The organism is Nocardioides albus, assembly GCF_014648255.1.
Classification (GTDB): Bacteria; Actinomycetota; Actinomycetes; order Propionibacteriales; family Nocardioidaceae; genus Nocardioides; species Nocardioides albus.
Map to the genome: position 1 here is coordinate 407,041 of NZ_BMQT01000004.1, position 18,468 is coordinate 425,508.

Annotated in this window: 15 protein-coding genes; 11 read left to right on the forward strand and 4 right to left on the reverse strand. The window is 69.4% G+C overall.

Going from position 1 to position 18,468, the window contains the following annotated elements:
* Positions 1–11: 11 nt before the first annotated feature.
* Positions 12–440 (forward strand): DoxX family protein, encoded by a 429-nt coding sequence (locus IEY84_RS10770; RefSeq protein ID WP_183542909.1) that lies wholly within the window; start codon positions 12–14, stop codon positions 438–440.
* Between the two features lie 6 nt (positions 441–446).
* Here the strand turns inward: IEY84_RS10770 and IEY84_RS10775 are convergent, their stop codons facing one another.
* The gene (locus IEY84_RS10775) at positions 447–2,078 is read right to left on the reverse strand and encodes an amidohydrolase family protein (protein WP_183542911.1); all 1,632 of its coding nucleotides are present in this window, start codon (positions 2,076–2,078) and stop codon (positions 447–449) included.
* A 112-nt stretch (positions 2,079–2,190) separates the two neighbouring features.
* On the opposite strand from IEY84_RS10775, the gene proC reads away from it, so the two are divergent.
* Positions 2,191–2,979, forward strand: coding sequence for a pyrroline-5-carboxylate reductase (gene proC / locus IEY84_RS10780; protein WP_183542913.1), 789 nt, complete (start codon positions 2,191–2,193; stop codon positions 2,977–2,979).
* Positions 2,980–3,121: 142 nt separating this feature from the next.
* On the opposite strand, the gene IEY84_RS10785 is transcribed toward proC, so the two are convergent.
* Positions 3,122–4,270 carry an acyl-CoA dehydrogenase family protein gene (locus IEY84_RS10785; protein ID WP_183542915.1) on the reverse strand — a complete coding sequence of 383 codons (1,149 nt, stop codon included), beginning with the start codon at positions 4,268–4,270 and terminating at the stop codon, positions 3,122–3,124.
* Positions 4,271–4,390: 120 nt separating this feature from the next.
* Between IEY84_RS10785 and IEY84_RS10790 the strand changes: the two genes are divergently transcribed.
* From IEY84_RS10790 to IEY84_RS10810, 5 genes are all read left to right on the forward strand, one after another.
* Positions 4,391–4,984 carry a MerR family transcriptional regulator gene (locus IEY84_RS10790; protein WP_183542917.1) on the forward strand — a complete coding sequence of 198 codons (594 nt, stop codon included), beginning with the start codon at positions 4,391–4,393 and terminating at the stop codon, positions 4,982–4,984.
* A gap of 64 nt (positions 4,985–5,048) precedes the next feature.
* Positions 5,049–6,260 (forward strand): acetyl-CoA C-acetyltransferase, encoded by a 1,212-nt coding sequence (locus IEY84_RS10795; protein ID WP_183542918.1) that lies wholly within the window; start codon positions 5,049–5,051, stop codon positions 6,258–6,260.
* A 229-nt stretch (positions 6,261–6,489) separates the two neighbouring features.
* The gene (locus IEY84_RS10800; RefSeq protein WP_183542919.1) at positions 6,490–8,655 is read left to right on the forward strand and encodes a 3-hydroxyacyl-CoA dehydrogenase NAD-binding domain-containing protein; all 2,166 of its coding nucleotides are present in this window, start codon (positions 6,490–6,492) and stop codon (positions 8,653–8,655) included.
* 183 nt (positions 8,656–8,838) lie between these two features.
* Entirely contained in the window at positions 8,839–10,209 is a 1,371-nt protein-coding gene (locus tag IEY84_RS10805; RefSeq protein WP_189129299.1) for a DUF4232 domain-containing protein, read from the forward strand.
* A gap of 70 nt (positions 10,210–10,279) precedes the next feature.
* Positions 10,280–10,798, forward strand: coding sequence for an SPFH domain-containing protein (locus tag IEY84_RS10810; protein ID WP_183542921.1), 519 nt, complete (start codon positions 10,280–10,282; stop codon positions 10,796–10,798).
* Between the two features lie 49 nt (positions 10,799–10,847).
* Here IEY84_RS10810 and IEY84_RS10815 read toward each other — a convergent pair whose 3' ends face one another.
* A complete protein-coding gene (locus IEY84_RS10815; protein WP_183542922.1) occupies positions 10,848–13,658 on the reverse strand; it encodes a M4 family metallopeptidase in 2,811 nt (936 codons plus the stop codon).
* A 181-nt stretch (positions 13,659–13,839) separates the two neighbouring features.
* Here IEY84_RS10815 and IEY84_RS10820 point away from each other — a divergent pair, with 181 nt between their 5' ends.
* From IEY84_RS10820 to IEY84_RS10835, 4 genes are read left to right on the forward strand one after another with little or no spacing between them, the layout of a single operon-like run.
* On the forward strand, positions 13,840–14,397 hold the full coding sequence (locus IEY84_RS10820; RefSeq protein ID WP_183542924.1) for a PadR family transcriptional regulator: 558 nt from the start codon (positions 13,840–13,842) through the stop codon (positions 14,395–14,397).
* On the forward strand, positions 14,394–14,540 hold the full coding sequence (locus IEY84_RS10825; RefSeq protein WP_183542926.1) for a hypothetical protein: 147 nt from the start codon (positions 14,394–14,396) through the stop codon (positions 14,538–14,540). Before IEY84_RS10820 ends, IEY84_RS10825 begins: the two co-directional genes overlap by 4 nt.
* A complete protein-coding gene (locus IEY84_RS10830; protein WP_373292292.1) occupies positions 14,488–15,255 on the forward strand; it encodes an ABC transporter ATP-binding protein in 768 nt (255 codons plus the stop codon). Before IEY84_RS10825 ends, IEY84_RS10830 begins: the two co-directional genes overlap by 53 nt.
* Positions 15,252–17,918, forward strand: coding sequence for an FtsX-like permease family protein (locus IEY84_RS10835; RefSeq protein ID WP_183542930.1), 2,667 nt, complete (start codon positions 15,252–15,254; stop codon positions 17,916–17,918). The genes IEY84_RS10830 and IEY84_RS10835 overlap by 4 nt, the downstream gene beginning before the upstream one ends.
* A 125-nt stretch (positions 17,919–18,043) precedes the next feature.
* Here the strand turns inward: IEY84_RS10835 and IEY84_RS10840 are convergent, their stop codons facing one another.
* Positions 18,044–18,400 carry a VOC family protein gene (locus IEY84_RS10840; RefSeq protein WP_183542932.1) on the reverse strand — a complete coding sequence of 119 codons (357 nt, stop codon included), beginning with the start codon at positions 18,398–18,400 and terminating at the stop codon, positions 18,044–18,046.
* Positions 18,401–18,468: the final 68 nt, after the last annotated feature.

The window sequence follows — 18,468 nt, forward strand, 5'->3', positions numbered from 1 at the left end:
ACAGTGGTGGTATGACCACGACCGCGCGAACGACCGCGCGTCTCCTGCTGGGTGCCGTGATGGTGGGTGCCGGGGTGGCTCATCTGAGCACCCAGCGACAGGAGTTCCGGGCGCAGGTGCCCGACTGGTTCCCCATCGACGAGGATCTGACCGTTGTCGGATCCGGCGTCGTCGAGATCGGGCTCGGACTCGCCTTCATCGCGCTGCCAGGCAAGCAACGACTCATCGGGGCGCTGCTGGCCGCCTTCTTCGTCGCGATCTTCCCGGGCAACATCGCGCAGTATGTGGAAGGGATCGACGCGTTCGGCCTCGACACCGACCGCAAACGGTTGATCCGGCTGTTCTTCCAACCCGTGCTCGTGGTCTGGGCTCTGTTCGGCGGCGGCTGGCTGCGAGTCCGCGCCGAGTCGGCTCGTCAGGACGAGCCGACTCGGCGCTGATGTGTGTCAGGACGAGCCGACTCGAGCGGCGTCCTGAGCCCCCGCCCACGTACGCAGATAGGACTCCGAGCCGCGGACGATGTCGTCGATGACGTCCTGGCCGCCGGTGAGGCGGAGGTCCTCGAGGTAGTCGGGGATCATCCCGTAGTGGGCGACACCGTCGGTGTTGTAGTCCCAGATCCGCTTGCCGGTGACCTGGCGGTCGACCACGGAGTCACCGAGGATGCCGGGGAACGGGTAGCCGACCCGAGTCTTGGCGGGGCCAGGGGTGCCACCGAAGCCGTTCATGTCGAAGCCGAACCCGATGCCCGCGCCGTAGCGGTCCCGGACGGGTGCGGTGCGGACGTACTCGGCCAGGAACTGGTCGGTGCTGTGGCCGTAGATCGTCGAGAACCCGCCGAGAGCGTAGAGCCGGTCGAGGTAGCGCTCGTCCATCCAGGAGTGGCTGGCGAGGACCCCGGGGTAGTCGCTCTCCTCGAGGATGTCGAGGGCGCGATCGGCGGCCTTGGCGCTCATGTGGTCGACCTCGACCATCATGCCGCGCTTGATGAGTCCGCGGAGGGCGTACTCGCCCAGCGCCGACAGGCCGTAGGGGTTGCAGACCGTGCCCGATGGATAGATCGGGGGCTGCGGCAGCCAGTCGAGCTCGGCGGGCCGGTCGACGAGGCGCGGGTTGTTGTCGTGCGGCTGGTCGGGGTCGCAGGCCTTCGGAGTCCAGAAGGTGCCGGTCGTGAGGAACTGCCCGGCGTTGATCAGCAGCCCGGTGGTGCCCTTGTCGTAGCGGACGCCGCAGAGCGCGTTGTCGAACTTGTGGCAGAGGAACATCGAGGAGACGCCGAGCGACTTCAGCTCGTCGAGCCCCTTGTCGATGTTGGCGCGGGTGCACGAGGGCAACCGCAGTTTTTGGGAACAGCCGAACGGCTCGGAGGTCTCCACGCCGAGCACGACGGCCAGCTTGCCTTCCTCGATCACCTCGCGCGCCTGCTCGGCGTCGGTGACGATCCGGTACCACCCGCGCCCCTCGCCGCCGTACTGCGCGTCGATGAACGCCTGGGTGTCGTACGCATCCCGGGCCTGTCTCCGCACCGCGGTCATCTCGTCGCACGACTGGTGGGTGCCGGGGTTGATCGCGCACAGCGCCTTGTTGCTGGTCAGCTGCACCACCAGAGTCCGCTGGCCAGCGCGCCAGGCCCGCTCGACCCAGCGGTAGTACATCTGCTGGTGGGTCAGCGAGTCGTACGTCGGCCAGTCCTTGAACGAGGGCCAGCCGACGGTGTCGTGGAACCCGAGCGGGCTGCCGGATCGGGTCAGGTTCTCCAGCAGCGCGGTCTCGCCGGCGATCCCGTGGGAAGGGCAGTCCTTGAGCGCGTCCGCGATCCCGGCCTCGGAGAAGGCCTTCCCGCAGACCGCCGCGCCACCGATGCCGTCCTGCATGAACATGTGGCTGTGGGCATCGATCAGCCCTTGCACCGTGCCGTCCGGAGCGGTGCCGGTGAACGGCTCGCCGGTCACGTTGATCTCGGACTCCGGCGATGGCAGCTGCCTTTCCGCATCATCGCCGGACGCTGGTGGCCCCACCATCGCGACGGTCACCGCGAGGGCGATCACAGCAAGCAGAGACGTACGACGGATGCGCATGTGGCCTCCCGGTGACCAGCGGCGTCATAGTGTGGGAATCGCAACCTAGCAGTTGCTTGGGGCCTTTGGGGACGTATTCGCGCAGGTCATCGGCTCTGACAGACTGGCGGCCATGACGATCGCGATCATCGGTGCAGGCAACATGGGCGGGGCTGTGCTCGCCGGACTTCTCGAGGCGGGGCACGCCCCGGAGAGCGTGATCGTCGTCGAGGCTCGCGAGGAGCAGGCGGCCGCGCTGCGGGAGAAGCACGGCGTCCGTACGCTGCCCGCGCCCGAAGCCGTGGCCGAGGCCGACATCGTGGTGCTGGGCGTGAAGCCCTACGGCGTGGTGCCGGTGCTGGAGTCGATCGCCTCCTCGCTACGGCAGGGGACCACGGTGGTCTCGCTGGCCGCCGGCGTCCCGACCTCGGCGATGGAGCCCGCCGTCCCTGACGGTGTCTCGGTCGTGCGGGTCATGCCCAACACCCCTGCTCTGGTCGGCGAGGGCATGTCCGCGGTGGCCGGTGGCGCGAAGGCGACGCCGGATGCGGTCGCCGCGGCCGCCGACCTGATGGGCGCTGTCGGCAAGGTCGTCACCGTGCCCGAGTCCCAGATCGATGCTGTCACCGCGATCAGCGGCTCCGGCCCGGCGTACGTCTTCATGATCGCCGAGGCCTGGATCGAGGCCGGCGTCCACCTGGGGCTTACTCGGGACGATGCGACCACCCTCGTCATCCAGACGCTGGCCGGATCAGCCGAGCTACTCAAGAGCGGCACCCACCCGGCGATCCTCCGCGAGCAGGTCACCAGCCCCGGTGGCACGACGGCCGCCGCCCTCGGTGCGCTGGAGCAGAACGGCCTGCGCGCGTCCTTCCTCGAGGCCACCCGCGCCGCCTACGTACGCTCCAAGGAGCTGTCCTAGCCCCCGCCCCGTCGGTCGAGCCGCGAGGCCCCCTGCGGCCGAGCGTGTCGAGACCAACACGGTTCCCATCGAGCGCGGAGGGGATTGTGTTGGTCTCGACACCGCTCGCTGGCGCTCGCGGGCTCGACCAGCGGGGCCGGGGTTACAGGCCGAGGTGGCGGCTGATGATCAGCTTCTGGACCTCGGTGGTGCCGCCGTAGATGGTCTGGATGCGGCTGTCGATGAACGCCTTGGCGATCGGGTATTCCATCATGTAGCCGTAGCCGCCGTGGATCTGGACGCCCTGGTCGACGAACTTCTTCTGCAGTTCGGTGGTCCACCACTTCGCCATGCTGGCCAGGACGGTGTCGGCGGTGCCGGCGTTGAGCTGGGTGATGGCGTCGTTGAGGAACAGCCGGGCGAGGTAGGCCTCGGTGGCCATCTCGGCCAGCGTGAACGCGGTGTTCTGGAAGCGGCCGATCGGGCGGCCGAAGGCCTCGCGGGTGCGGGCGTAGTCGAGGGAGAGCTCGAGGACCTGCTCGACCGCGGCGACCGCGATCGAGGCGACCGAGATCCGCTCCTGCGGCAGCAGGGTCATCAGCGAGACGAAGCCGGAGCCCTCCTCGCCGAGGAGGTTCTCCTTCGGTACGACCACGTCGGTGAAGGAGAGCTCGGCGGTGTCCTGCGCCTTCATGCCGACCTTGTCGAGGTTGCGGCCGCGCTCGAAGCCCTCCATGCCGCGCTCGACGACGAGCAGCGAGATGCCGTGGGCGCCGGCGTCGGGGTTGGTCTTGGCGACGACGATGACGAGGTCGGCGTTGATGCCGTTGGAGATGAACGTCTTCGAGCCGTTGAGGAGGTAGTGGTCGCCCTTGTCGACCGCGGTGGTGCGTACGCCCTGGAGGTCCGAGCCCGCGCCCGGCTCGGTCATCGCGATGGCGGTGATGATGTCGCCGGACACGCAACCGGGCAGCCAACGGGCCTTCTGCTCGGCGGTGCCGAGGTGGGAGATGTAGGGGACGATGATGTCGGTGTGGACGAAGAAGCCCGGTCCGCTGGCGCCGATCTTCGCCATCTCCTCGTGGAGGACAGCATTGAACCGGAAGTCCTTGATGCCGGGGCCGCCGAACTCCTCCTCGACGTCGAAGCAGAGCAGCCCGGTGTCGCCGGCCTTCTTCCACAGCTCGCGCGGGACGATGCCGTCCTTCTCCCACTGGTCGTGGAACGGCGCGACCTCCTTCTCGAAGAACGCCTTCGCGGTGGCGCGGAAGTCCTCGTGCTCCGCCTCGTAGATGGTGGGCTTCTCGGGCATGACACTCCTTGGTCGACGGTCGATCGCATCGGGCTCGCGACTGTGACGCAAGCCACCGACGGAGCAACTGTGACAGTAACACTGGCGAAGTAGCAACACTTTGGTCTACGGTCCCTGGATATGACCGAGACGACCGATGAGCTGATGACGATCGACGAGCTGTCGACCGTCACCGGGGTGTCGGTGCGCACCACGCGCTACTACGCGAGCCTCGGGCTGATCCCGCCGGCGATCAGGCGCGGTCGGGTCGCCTACTACGGGCCCGAGCACCGCGCTCGCCTGGACATGGTCACAGCGCTCCAGGAGCACGGGTTCACCCTGCAGGCGATCGAGCGCTATCTCGCCCGGCTTCCCGCCGAGACCACCCGGGAGGATCTCGCGATGCAGCGCGCCATGATCACGTCCTGGGCCACCGAGCCGACCGATGACATCCAGGCCCGCATCGGCCGTGAGCTGATCGCGCTGGGTCTTCCCCGGGACGCGCTCGCCGCCGCGTACGCAGCGACCTCCCGCCTCATGGCGGACCTCGCCGACGAGCTCAACACGATCCTGCGCGATCAGGTCGTCGACCCGTTCAAGAGGACCCACCACACCGCGGAGGAGGCTGCGCGTCTCGAGGAGGTCCTCCCGCGGCTGCGTCAGCTGACCACCGAGGCGATCGTGGTGAGCTTCCAGGACGCGGTGAACCGCACGATTTCTCGCAATCTGTCGTGAGGTCTCGACAGGCTTGACCACCGGATGGGGTTGACTGTGACAGTTTTAGTGTCACAATCGGCGCATGGCTGAAGCATTCATCTATGACCACCTGCGCACGCCGCGCGGGAAGGGTAAGAAGACCGGAGCGCTCCACGAGGTCAAGCCGATCGACCTGGTGGTCGGCCTGATCGACGAGGCGCGCAAGCGGAATCCCAACCTCGACCCGGCGCTGATCGACGACGTCGTCCTCGGTGTCGTCACCCCTGTCGGCGAGCAGGGCGGTGACATCGCCAAGACCGCCGCCATCAAGGCCGGTCTCCCCGAGACGACGGCCGGGGTGCAGCTCAACCGCTTCTGCGCCTCCGGCCTCGAGGCCGTGAACCAGGCCGCCTCCCGCGTACGCGGCGGGTTCGAGGACCTCATCCTCGCCGGCGGCGTCGAGTCGATGAGCAAGGCCCCGATGGGCAGCGACGGCGGCGCCTGGGCGCAGGACCCCGACACCGCCCTCAAGACCGGGTTCGTACCGCAGGGCATCGGCGCCGACCTGATCGCGACGCTGGAGGGCTTCAGCCGCGCGGACGTCGACCGCTACGCCGCCCAGTCGCACGCTCGGGCGGCCGCCGCCTGGGAGAACGGCTACTTCAAGGACGCCGTCATCCCGGTCGTCGACCAGACCGGTCTGACCGTGCTCGACCACGACGAGCTGATCCGCCCCGGCACCACCGCCGAGACGCTGGCCGGCCTCAAGCCGTCCTTCCTCCAGCAGGGTCAGGAGGCCGGTTTCGACGACGTCGCGCTGGCCAAGTACCACTGGGTCGAGAAGATCGACCACGTCCACCACGCCGGAAACTCCTCCGGCATCGTCGACGGCTCCGCGCTGATGCTGATCGGCTCCGAGGAGGCGGGCAAGGCCAACGGGCTCACCCCGCGGGCCCGGATCATCTCGGCTGCCGTCTCCGGCGCCGACCCGACGATCATGCTCACCGGCCCCGCCCCGGCCTCGCGCAAGGCGCTGGCCAAGGCCGGCCTCACCGTCGACGACATCGACCTGTTCGAGATCAACGAGGCTTTCGCCGCGGTCGCGATGCGGTTCATGAAGGACATGGGCATCGACGAGTCGGTCACCAACGTCAATGGCGGCGCGATCGCCATGGGTCACCCGCTGGGCGCGACCGGTGCCATCATCCTCGGCACCCTGGTCGACGAGCTCGAGCGTCAGGGCAAGCGGCGCGGCCTCGCCACGCTGTGCGTCGGTGGCGGCATGGGTATCGCGACGATCGTCGAGCTGGTCTGACGGGTCCGCGAATGCTCACCGAGGTAACTCGGTGAGCGCCCACGGACGTACCGCGAATGTTCACCGAGGTAACTCGGTGAGCGCCCACGGACGTACCGCGAATGTTCACCGAGGTAACTCGGTGAGCGCCCACCTCCCTCGTGGAACTCCGCGAAGGAAGCGACAACTGACCGAGGTACCTCGGTGAACATCCCGGGCCGCGCCCCGGCACAGACTTGAAGGAAGACACATGAGCGAGACCGCAGTCCGCTATGACAAGGACGGCGACGGGATCGTCGTCCTCACCTTGGACGACCCGAACCAGTCGGCCAACACGATGAACGAGCTGTACAAGACCTCGATGGCGGCGGCCGTCGAGAAGCTGTACGCCGAAGCAGACGACGTGACCGGCGTCGTGATCGCCTCCGCGAAGAAGACCTTCTTCGCCGGCGGCGACCTCAAGAACATGATCCAGGTGCGACCGGAGAACGGCGCCCAGGTCTTCGAGGAGGTCGAGGCCATCAAGGCGACCCTCCGCAAGCTGGAGACCTTCCCGAAGCCGGTCGTCGCGGCGATCAACGGCGCCGCCCTCGGTGGCGGTCTGGAGATCGCGCTGACCGCGCAGCACCGGATCGCGCTGGACGCCCGCTACGACATCGGCCTGCCCGAGGTCTCCCTCGGTCTGCTCCCGGGCGGCGGTGGGGTCACCCGCGTCGTACGCCTCCTGGGCATCATGACCGGTCTGATGGACGTGCTCGGCCAGGGCACCAAGTTCAAGCCCGCCGCCGCGAAGGAGAAGGGACTGGTCGACGAGCTCGTCTCCTCCCCCGACGAGCTCGTCCCCGCCGCCAAGGCGTGGATCAAGGCCAACCCCGACGAGATCGCCCAGCCGTGGGACAAGCCCGGCTACAAGATGCCCGGTGGCAAGCCGACGTCGCCGGCGCTCGCGGGCTTCCTGCCGGCGTTCCCGCCGATCCTGCGCAAGCAGCTCAAGCAGTCCGACATGCGCGCGCCGAAGGCGATCCTGTCGGCCGCGGTCGAGGGTGCGATGGTCGACTTCGACACTGCCACCCGGATCGAGTCGCGCTACTTCACCACGCTGGTCACCGGCCAGCAGTCGAAGAACATGATCCAGGCGTTCTTCTTCGACCTCGGTGCCATCGGCGCCGGCACGCTGCGCCCTGACGGCGTCGAGAAGTTCACCGCGAAGAAGGTGGGCGTGCTCGGTGCCGGGATGATGGGTGCGGGCATCGCGTACTCCTTCGCCCGGGCTGGTGCCGAGGTCGTCCTCAAGGACGTCGCCATCGAGTCGGCCGAGAAGGGCAAGGCCTACACCGCCAAGCTCAACGAGAAGGCGGTCTCGCGCGGCAAGCTCACCCAGGAGAAGGCCGACGAGATCCTCAACCGGATCACCGCGACCGTCGCGCCGGAGGACTTCGCGGGCGTCGACGTCGTCGTCGAGGCGGTCTTCGAGGACGTCGCCCTGAAGCAGAAGGTCTTCAGCGAGATCGCCCCGTTCGTCAACGAGGACGCGGTGCTCTGCTCCAACACCTCGACCCTGCCGATCACCGAGCTCGCCAAGGGGATCGACCGCCCGGCCGACTTCATCGGCCTGCACTTCTTCAGCCCCGTCGACAAGATGCCGCTGGTCGAGATCATCAAGGGCGCCGAGACGAACGACGTCGCGCTGGCCAAGGCGTACGACGTCGTCCAGCAGATCAAGAAGACCCCGATCGTCGTCAACGACAGCCGCGGCTTCTACACCTCGCGCGTGATCGGCACCCAGATCCAGGAAGGTCTGGAGCTGCTCGCCGAGGGCTTCGCGCCCTACTCGCTCGAGCGTGCCGCGACCCAGGCCGGGTTCCCGGTCGGGCCGCTGCAGATCGCCGACGAGCTCAACCACGAGCTCATGGTCAAGATCGCTCGTACGACCCGCGAGGCTGCCGGTGTCGAGGAGCTGACCACCACCGAGAAGGTGCTCACCCCGCTCATCGAGGCGGGTCGCTCCGGCAAGCTCAAGGGTGCCGGGTTCTACGACTACACCGACGGCAAGCGCGGCTCGATCTGGGCCGACCTCGGCAGCGTGTTCCCGGTCGCCGAGAAGCAGATCCCGATCAAGGACGCCGAGGAGCGGATGCTCTTCATCGAGGCCCTGGAGACGGCGAAGTGCTTCGAGGAGGGGGTCATCACTTCGGCCGCCCACGCCAACATCGGCTCCATCTTCGGCATCGGCTTCCCGCCGCAGACCGGTGGTGCGGCCCAGTTCATCACCGGCTACGAGGCCGCTGACGGCTCGATCGGCATCGAGGCGTTCCTGGCTCGTGCCGACGAGCTGGCGGAGACGTACGGCGAGCGGTTCCGTCCGACGCAGTATCTTCGCGACCTGGCGGCGAAGGGTGAAGGCTTCCCCGCCTGATCAGCTCTGCCTGAACCCAACCACGGCATTGTGGTGAACCGGCACGGATCCTGTGAAGGAACCGTGCCGGTTCCGCATTTGCGGGGCCGATGCGGATCGGCCTGTGCGACTCTTTGCCTTCCGCAGAGGTCGAGGAGGATGTACGTGGCGATGCGAGGCAGCAGCCGAAGGCGTGAGCTCGTTGTGGGGATCGTGATCGTCGGGATCCTCCTGCTGGTCGCGATCGGGTGCGTGATCGCGGTGGTCCTGGATCGGGATGACGAGACGGAGTCGGCGAGTCTCGAGCTGTCCGACGAGTGGCGGTCCGTCGCCGGAGTACGCGACGTGGTGGCAGTCGAGGAGTCGCTTCGCATCCCGGGGGAGGACTTCGGTGAGCAGGACCGTTGGGAGCACTCCGTCCGTATCGAGGTGACGCTGGAGGACGATCTGACGGGGCCCGAGGCAGCCGAAGCCGGCACCGAGGTGCTGGGGTTGCTGACACCCGAGATCGCCCTGAAAGCACCCGAGGCCGCTGCTGACCGGAGCCGCGCATCGTTCATTGTCAGCTCCACCGGCATCCAGGTCGGCTCGGGCGGGTTGGTCCCGCTCGACGCGGTCGGGGACGCGCTAGCCGATGCCGTCGCGCTGCGTGATGCCGGCGCCACGTCGGTGTCGTTGAGCGTCTCCGAAGAGCGGTCAGACCGCCCTGCCAAGGCCGACGTGCGTGCCACGAAGGACGCGCTGGTCGCGGTCGCCACGGTCGCCCGCACCTCTCGGCGCCCGGTCGACCTCCTGGGCGGCGAGGCCTGGTATCGGTCGAACGAGCTCCCCGATCCGGTCGAGGTCGGTCTGGTGGCAGCTGCCTCCGAGCGTCCGTCGGTGACCTCCGCGCAGCTGTCCGCACCGTTCGACCCGCTGATCGTCCTGGTCGAGGCGGCCGAGGGCGACCGGGTGATCGCGGACGTCAGCCGTTGGCTCGCTGCGTACGACGCCTATCCCGGTGCTTCGGGGAAGCCGCTCGCGTTCTCCGTCGAGGGGACCCGCGGTGGCAAGGCCGAAGGCTGGGTCGGCGGCGTGACCCCGCCGCAGACGACGATGACACCGTTCGGGAGCGGCGACCCCTGGCCCGCCGACCCGGGGGCGCCGTCGTGCCGGATGGAGGATCTCGAGGTCACCTTCGGCGGCCAGGACGCCGCCGCGGGTTCGCGGCAGGCATGGCTCCGGGCTCGGAACACCAGCGGCGGCGCGTGCGCGATCGAGAGCGTGCCCGCGGTCGAGTTCCTGAACGCGGACGGTGCCGCACAGGCCGGTGTGAGCGTCGAGCCCTATGAGCCGTCGATGGTGCCTGCGCGCGTGGTCGTCCCGGCAGGCGAGTCGGTGATGGCGGCGCTCGACTGGCAGGCGATGTCCACCGCGAACGACCCCGACGTCACCACCGAGCTCCGGGTGGTGGCGATACCCGGCGGCCCTGCGGTCACGCTCGGTGTCGGCGTGCCCGGCGGGCCGAGCGACCTCGACATCCTCGACGGGGCCGAGGTGCGGATCAGCCCCTGGGCGCAGGGGACCGCCCACTGACGTACGAGCCAGGAGGAATGGGTGGCAGAGCCCATTCGGGATCGGGTCCTGGCAGAGAAGACTCGAGGCCATGGGGGAGATGGCGACGGTCTCGGCGATCGCGGTGGTCGCGGTCGTCCTCGTCGTGGCCTCGCTGCTGCGGCGGGCTCACCGCGGTGAGTGCTTGGTGGTGACCCGGCACCGGCGGATCGTCCGGATCGCCTCGGGCTCGACGACGCTGGCGATCCCGGGCTTCCACGAGGTGCTCGAGTGGCCGACCGATCAGATCGAGATCGCGATCGTGGTCCGATCCCGGAGCAAGGACGGCCAAGACGTACGCGTCCTCGCCACCTTCTCCGTCGACGTCGACCCGCCACGGGCGGGTGCGGCGTACATCGACCCGCGCGCCGTGCTGCACACGGCGCTCGAGCGCCGGGTCGCCGACGCGGTCCGCGCCCGCCCAGCGGCGTGGCTGGCCGACGAGCAGACCGGCCTCCGGGCCGCCACCGTCGGCCTCCGGATCGACGGTCTCGCCGGTGGTGTGGTGACGGATGTGGTCATCGACGAGGTCGACCTGCTGCTGCATCCCGGTCGACCCGACGACGACTGAGCGCGCCGTCGTCGTCGGATCGAGCCGGATCAGGTCGGGCCAGGTCAGATCAGCGGATGGTGCTGGTGGCCGCCGAGGTGGCGGTCTTGGTGTAGTAGCCGGTCTTGCGACCGGTCACCCGGACCCGGATGCGGTCGCCGCGGTCGATGGACCTCAGCCGGTACGTCTTCCCCGTGGCTCCCGAGATGGCCTTGCCGTTGCGCAACCACTGGTAGGAGTACGAGATCGTGCCCGGCTGCCATGTGCCCCGGTTGGCGGTGAGCAGGTAGCCCACCTTGCGGGTGCCGCTGATCGACGGCGTGACCGACGTCAGGTAGCCGGCCAGGATCTTGCCGGTGCCCGAGCTCCACTTGCTGCCCGGGTTGGCCGCCGGCCACGTCGAGGAGTAGGCCGTGACCTTGACGTGGATCGTCTTGGCGTGGTCGGAACCGGTCAGCTTGTAGGTCGACCCGGTGGCCCCGCTGATGGGCGCTCCGTTGCGCATCCACTGGTACTTGACCGTGGTCGCGCTCGGACTCCACGAACCCTTCGACGACGTCAGCGTGTAGCCGACCCGCTGGCTGCCGCTGATCCGCGGGGCGGCAGTGTTCGCGATCGTCTTCGGGGTGCAGGTGTAGAGCTCCAGACCATCGACGTACCAACCGAGGAGCGAGCCCTCGCTGTCGCCGCGGACGACCCACTGGAGCTGGACCGTCTTCCCGGCGAACGATGACAGGTCGACACGGGAGCTGATCCACCCGTTGGAGTCGCCACCGAAGCCGGTCATCGGCTTGCTGGGGCTGTTGAGCAGCAGCTTCTGTCTCGGGCCGTTAACCCAGGCCGAGGACGGGATGGCGGTCGCGACTCCGTTGACCAGCAGGCGGGCCTCGCCGCCGTCGTAGTACTGCGGCGCGGGATGGGCAGGATCGCCGCCGGGGTACCACTCGAAGAGATACCAGTGGCTGAACCGCAGGTAGGTCCGCTTGCCGGTCGGCACCTTGATGCCGGACGTGGTCAGGCCGCTGGCCGTCGGATCGCCGTACGCCTTCGGGTCGGGGTTCCAGCCGAAGTCGGAGCCGTTGCCGTCGCGGTCGTTGGCGGGTACGCCGTCGGCTGCGTCGGGCGCCCGGTTCCACAGGACCCCGAGGCTCGTGGTCGGAGTCGGTGACGCGACCTTGTCGACGCTGCCGGCGGGGCAGGTGTTCGGCGCCTCGGCGGGACGGGTCGCGCCCGCCTTGGTGGGCGACTTCGCGAGCTCGGTCGCCTCGGTGGCCAGACGGACCTGGGTGCAGTCGGCGGTGGTGAAGCCGGCCGTGCCGGCGGTGGCCAGGGCGTCACAGCCGGTGGCCAGCGTACGGCCGAGATCTGCGTACTGGCTCCCGGAGACGAGGTGCTGGATCGTGTAGAGGTAGAGGGCCGCCGTCTTCTGCAGGGTGGCGTCGTCAGCGTCGATCCCGGTGATCGTGCGGCCGTTGAAGGTGCCTCCCTGGGAGATGAGGTGGGCCGTCTTGTTGCCGACGCCGCTGTTGGTGTGCACGCCGCCACCGTCTGCGTAGTAGGTGAGGTCGTCGGCGTCCCACAGCGAGCTGGTCATCCGGTCCGGCTGGCCGTAGGCGGTGGGGCTGGCCATCGAGCGGATTGCGCCCAGGGAGGAGTCCTCGCCGACCCGCCAGTCGGTCGGGGAGTCGCCGGGTGTGGCGTAGCGGTGGTCGACGATCTCGCCCATCACGTCGGCCAGCGACTCGTTGATGGCGCCCGACTCGTACCAGTAGAAGAGGTTCGAGCTGTGCTCGATCACGCCGTGGGTCAGCTCGTGGGCGACGATGTCGTCGACTGCGAGGCCCTGGCCGAGGTAGATCTGCTGCCCATTCCAGAAGGCGTTCTTCATCGGGCACGACGGCGTGTAGTCCGGCTCCAGAGGCTCGCAGTAGCGGGTCGTCGCGGTGACCGCGTTGCCCGCGGAGCCCTCGGACCAGCCGATCTCCTCGGTCAGATCCAGGCCGAGCGATGCGTAGAGGTCGGAGGTGGCGCCGATCAGGTCGTAGGCCCTGTCCACCTCTGCGAGCCCGGTGGCGGCGTCGCCCTCGCGGCGCTTGACCGTCGAGCTGGTGTCCGCGCAGCCGATCGCGTCGCTGCGTACGTTGGCATCGTCGCAGATACGGCGATTCGCGTGGGCGATCTCGTTGACGTGCATGAGGACGCGACCGGTGCCGGCGTGGACCAGGACCGTCTCGCGGATGGTGGAGCCGTTGGTCACCGTGAAGCGATAGACGCTCGTCTCGCCGATCTGGGGGCCGTGGATCAGATCGTCGTCGTAGAGCCAGGTGCCCTGTGCGGCGACCCGGAGCCCGGTGGCTGCGTCGTGGGCCTTGCTGACGACGGTCCGGGCCGCATCCGCTGCGTCGGCACGGTCCGCGCTGGCGGCCTCGGCCGAGGTGGCGTCGGAGAGGTTGGTGGACGCCGAGGTGAGGCCACGCTCCTCGTCGAGGCCGAGGACGACTTCGCCGCCGAGAACGGGGAGGCCGTCGACGTACTGGCCGAACCTGGTCACCGACCCGCCGCCCACGGCCGCGGTCGTGTCCTGCTCGCGGAGGTCGAGGTCATCGGTGCCGAGGGCCTCGCCGGCGCGCCCGAGGTGGGTCTGGGCGGCCTTGGCGGGAGCGACCGATGCGCCCAGCGGCTCGGCAGCGGCACGCTTGGCGCCGATGAAGTCGGCCTCTCCGCTGGCGGTCCGGTGGACAGTCAGGGGCACACCGGCGCGCTCCGTGTAGGTCGCGATCGGGTCGGGTTCGGCGGCGTAGGAGGTCATCGGGATGACGCTCATCCCGCCGAGAGCGAGTGACGCCGCGGCCAACGCGACGACACGTCCATGACGTGGCACTTCTTGTCCCCTGTTCAGGTGGCTGGTGGGTGCCGACCCGAACCGGCGGCGGAAGTCTTCCATGTGCAGAGCGCGTCGGCAGCGGAATATCCGGAACCTCGGCCGTTGGTCCTGGCGACCTCGGCTTGCGACGCGTTGCATACTCGGTATATACATACTCAGTAACTAGGGAGGTGAGCGAATGTCTGTGAAGCACGCACTGCTGGCGCTGCTCGAGAAGCCGCGCTACGGCTATGAGCTGCGCGCCGAGTTCGAGCAGCGCACCGGCGCGAGCTGGCCGCTGAACGTCGGGCAGGTCTATACGACCCTGTCGCGACTCGAGCGGGACGGCCTCGTCGAGGCCGGAGGGACCGACGCGGAGGGGCGGTCCCTCTACCAGCTGACCGAGGCCGGGCGGGTCGAGGTGAAGGGCTGGTTCGACACCCCGGTGGAGCGTACGCAGCCACAGCGCGACGAGCTCGCGATCAAGCTCGCGGTCGCGGTCGCCGTGCCGAGCGTGGACGTCGGCAAGGTCGTCCAGCAGCAGCGCAACGCGACGATGCAGGCGCTCCAGGGGTATCGCCGCCAAGCGCGCTCCGGCGCCGGCGACGACCTCGCCGGGGGGCTCGTCCTCGACCGGCTCGTCTTCGCGGCCGAGGCCGAGATCCGCTGGCTCGACCACTGTGAATCCCGGCTTCGCCGGGCGGCGACGAGCACCGCGCCGGAACCCGCCGAGCCCACCGAAGGAGGGCCGCGATGAACGCCGCCCTCGCCCACGACCTGCGCCGCCTCAGCCACGACAGCGATCGCTGGCTCGCCGACGCCCGCGAGCGGCTCAGCCGCCGCGTCCATGCAACCCCCGCCAAAGCGGGTCCCACTACCGAGGAGTCCACCGATGAGTGATCCAGTTCTCCGGCTCACCGACGTGAGCCGCGTTCACGGCACCGGCGCTGCCGAGGTGCACGCCCTGCGGGGCGTCAGCCTCGAGGCGTACGCCGGTGAGCTGGTCGCCATCATGGGGCCAAGCGGCTCCGGGAAGTCCTCGCTGCTGACCATCGCCGGTGGCCTCGACTCGCCGACCTCCGGGTCGGTGACCGTCGACGGCCAGGATCTCGGCGAGGCCGGGATCAGCGGGCGCGCGAAGCTGCGGCGTACGTCGGTCGGCTACGTCTTCCAGGACTTCAACCTCATCCCGGCGCTGACCGCTGCCGAGAACGTCGCGCTGCCGTTGGAGCTCGACGGCGCCGGGCGGCGCTCGGCTCGGGATGCGGCGCGGGTCGCGCTCGAGGAGGTCGGGCTCGACGGCTTCGCCGACCGGTTCCCCGACGAGATGTCCGGCGGTCAGCGACAGCGAATCGCGATCGCCCGTGCGATCGTCGGTGAGCGCCGGCTGATCCTGGCCGACGAGCCGACCGGCGCCCTCGACACCGAGACCGGCGAGGACATCCTCAAGCTGATCCGGGCGCGCTGCGACGCGGGCGCGGCCGGGGTGCTCGTCACCCACGAGCCGCGCTACGCCAGCTGGGCAGACCGGGTGATCTATGTCCGTGACGGCCTCGTCGTCGACGAGGCCGGCGAGACGCCGAGCACGGTCTTCGCGGTCGAGGTCGAGGGATGAGCGGGCGGCTCGCCGGCTGGCGCCTCGCTCTGCGGATCGGACAGCGAGAGGCTCGGCGTGCGAAGTGGCGCAGCCTGCTGGTCGTGCTGATGATCGCGTTGCCGGTCGCGGGGGTGACCGCGGTCGCGGTGACGTACCAGACCTACGACGTCGATACCGTCGAGGGTCTCGACCGCCGGCTCGGCACCGAGGCGGCAGCGCAGGTGGAGGCGCAGAGCGCGGGTCAGGTCCGGCAGGGCATCGACCCCGACAACGCGGCCGAGTGGGTCGAAGAGACCGGGGACGGGCCGCTGGACGAGGCCGGTCTGCGGGCGGTCGTCGGGGACCGGCCGGTGCTCGCGGTGAACGACTACGGCCTGGACGTACGCACCGACAAGGGTGTCACCTGGGCAAGCGGTCTCCGGATCGATCTGAGCGATCCGCTCGCGGCAGGGCTGACCGAACTGACCGAGGGCCGTCTCCCGCAGGGCACCGGCGAGGTCGTGGTCAACGAGGCTCTCGCCGAGCGTGGACCGGGGCTCGGCGAGGAGCTGCAGATGCCGGGTACGGGCTCCGAGGAGGTCCGCGAGATCGTGGGGATCGTCGAGTCGACGGCCGTACGCAACGAGCCCTTCGTCGCCGGGCTGGACCTGCCGATGGCGGCATCGTTCGACGTCCCGTCCTGGCTCGTCGGCGGCGGACCGATGACCTGGGACGACGTCGAGAAACTGAACGCCGAGGGCGCCTTCGTGCTCTCGCGCTCGGTCGCTGAGAACCCGTCGGAGGCCGCCCTGGCCGCCGATCGGGACCTTCGTCCGCGGATGGAGGCGCCGGATCCGGCCGAGGCCGTGATCGTGGTCCTCATCGTGGTCATGGTGCTGCTCGAGGTCGTGCTGCTGGCCGGTCCGGCGTTCGCGGTGGCGGCCAGGCGGCAGGCCCGTGACCTCGCGCTGATCGCGGCGTCCGGCGGTACGGCTCGTCAGTCCCGGCGTGTGCTGCTCGGGATGGCGATCGTCCTCGGCGCGGTGGCGGCCATCGTCGGAGCGGTCCTCGGGATCGGGCTCGGTCGTCTGCTCCAGCCGCTCGCCCAAGCGCAGGTGTCGGACTGGTTCGGGCCGTTCGAGGTGCCGTGGCTGCAGATCCTGGGGGTTGCTGCGATCGGGTTCATGGCCGCGATCTGCGCGGCCGTCGTACCGGCCTGGATCGCGTCGCGGCAGAACGTCGTCGGCGTCCTTGCCGGACGTCGCTCCGAGAGCCGGCCGTCCCGGCGCTCGCCGGTCGTCGGGATCGTGCTGGTCGCCGCCGGTGTCGCCTCGGCCGCCTTCGGGACCCAGAAAGCGCTCAGCGGCGTACCGATCGCCCTCGGTGTCCTGCTCTGTGTCACGGGCCTGCTCTTCATCCTCCCGGTCCTGGTGTCCTGGGCGGCCCGGCTCAGCGCCGGGATGCCGCTGGCGATCCGCTTCGCGACGCGAGACGCCGACCGGCACCGCACCCGGACCGTTCCGGCGGCCGGGGCCATCGCGGTGACGGTGGTCGGAGTCGTCACGCTCGGGATCGCGTTCGGCAGCGACCAGGAGCAGAACCGGGAGACCTATCAGCCCACCGTGGCCATCGGTGACGCCGTGGTGCAGCCGCGGCTCTCCATCACCGAGGACGGACAGGCGCCCACCACCGCGCATTGGCAGGACGTGGCCAGGCAGATCGAGAAGGCGAGCCCCGGGTCGGCAGTCACCCCGATGACGGGCGCGTGGCTCGAAGGCGACGACGGCTACATCTCCGTCGAGACGGACAAGGGTGCTCAGGTCGCGCTCGACACGATCACCGGTGGGTTCGGCGAGCTGATCGTCGCCGAAGCCGACGGTGCTGTCCCGGGTCTCGCGACCCGGTCTCTTCCCGAGCTCGACGTCGCGGCCGCGGAGAAGACGCTGCGCTCGTCCGGGGTCGTCGTGTTCACCACCGACGACACGCTGGCGTCCGCGCGGTCTGCCCGATTGGTCGTCGAGGAGTACTCCGAGGTCGACGACACCGAGCGGGAGCGCGTCGCGATCAGCGTGCCCGCAACCTTCGTCGACGTCGGCGACCGGGCCGCGCCTGCGTACGCGATCGTGACGCCGGCGACGGTGAGACGGATCGGTGCCGTCCCGCAGGTCAACGGACTCTACGTCGAGGACGCCCGGATCAGCGCCGCCGCCGAGACCGACCTGAACGAGGCGCTCGCCAGCGGCCAGCTCTCCACGATGATCCAGGTCGAGCGCGGGTTCGTGGAGGAGGACTCCACAGTGATCGTGTGGCTGCTCCTGGTCACGCTGGGCGGGGTGCTGATGATCGGTGGCGCGCTGACTGCGACCCACCTGGCGCTCAACGACGCCCGGCCCGACCTGGCGACGCTGTCGGCGGTCGGAGCCAGGACGCGTACGCGGCGGGGAGTCGCTGCTGCGTACGCGATCGTGGTCGCGCTCCTCGGCGCGGTCCCAGGCGCGATCATCGGGTTCGTACCCGGCATCGCGGTCAGCTATCCGCTCACGGCCGAGGGGTGGCCGGTGCGCGACGACGTGGCTGCGCACTACCTCGAGATCCCCTGGACCCTGATCGGGGTCGTCGTGGTCGGTCTTCCGCTGCTGATCGCGGCGATCGTTGCGATCACCACCCGCAGCCGCCTGCCCATGGTCGCCCGCGTCGAATAGCCCGCCGAGGCGTCACGTACGTCGGCCGAGACGTCACTCCCGCGAATCGAGTGGGCACACTGGTGCCAACTCGATTCGCGGGAGTGACGCTTCGGCCGACGCGGGTGACGTCTCGGCGAGTGTGCTCAGGCCTGGCAGAGGCAGAAGGGGTGGCCGGCGGGGTCGAGAAAGACCCGGAACGTCGTGCCGGGCTGGTGGTCGGCCTTGGTGGCGCCCAGCTCCAGGACCGCCTTCTCGCCGACATCGAGGTCGTCGACATCGAAGTCGAGATGGGTCTGCTGGGGGATGTCCTGCCCGGGCCACTCGGGGGCTCGGTAGTTCTCGACGGCCTGGAAGGCGATGTTGCCGTCCTTCCCCTGGGCCTCCACCCACTCCGAGTCGTTGACCTTCACCTCCCAGCCGAGGAGGTCGGCGTAGAAGGTGGCCAGGGCCACCGGGTCGGGACAGTCGATGCAGAGGTTCGGGTTGCGTGCGATAGCCATGAGATCGACGTTAAGGCGGGTTCCGGACGTTCGGCTTCCGCCGGTCGGACCGGCGTCTCAGAAATATA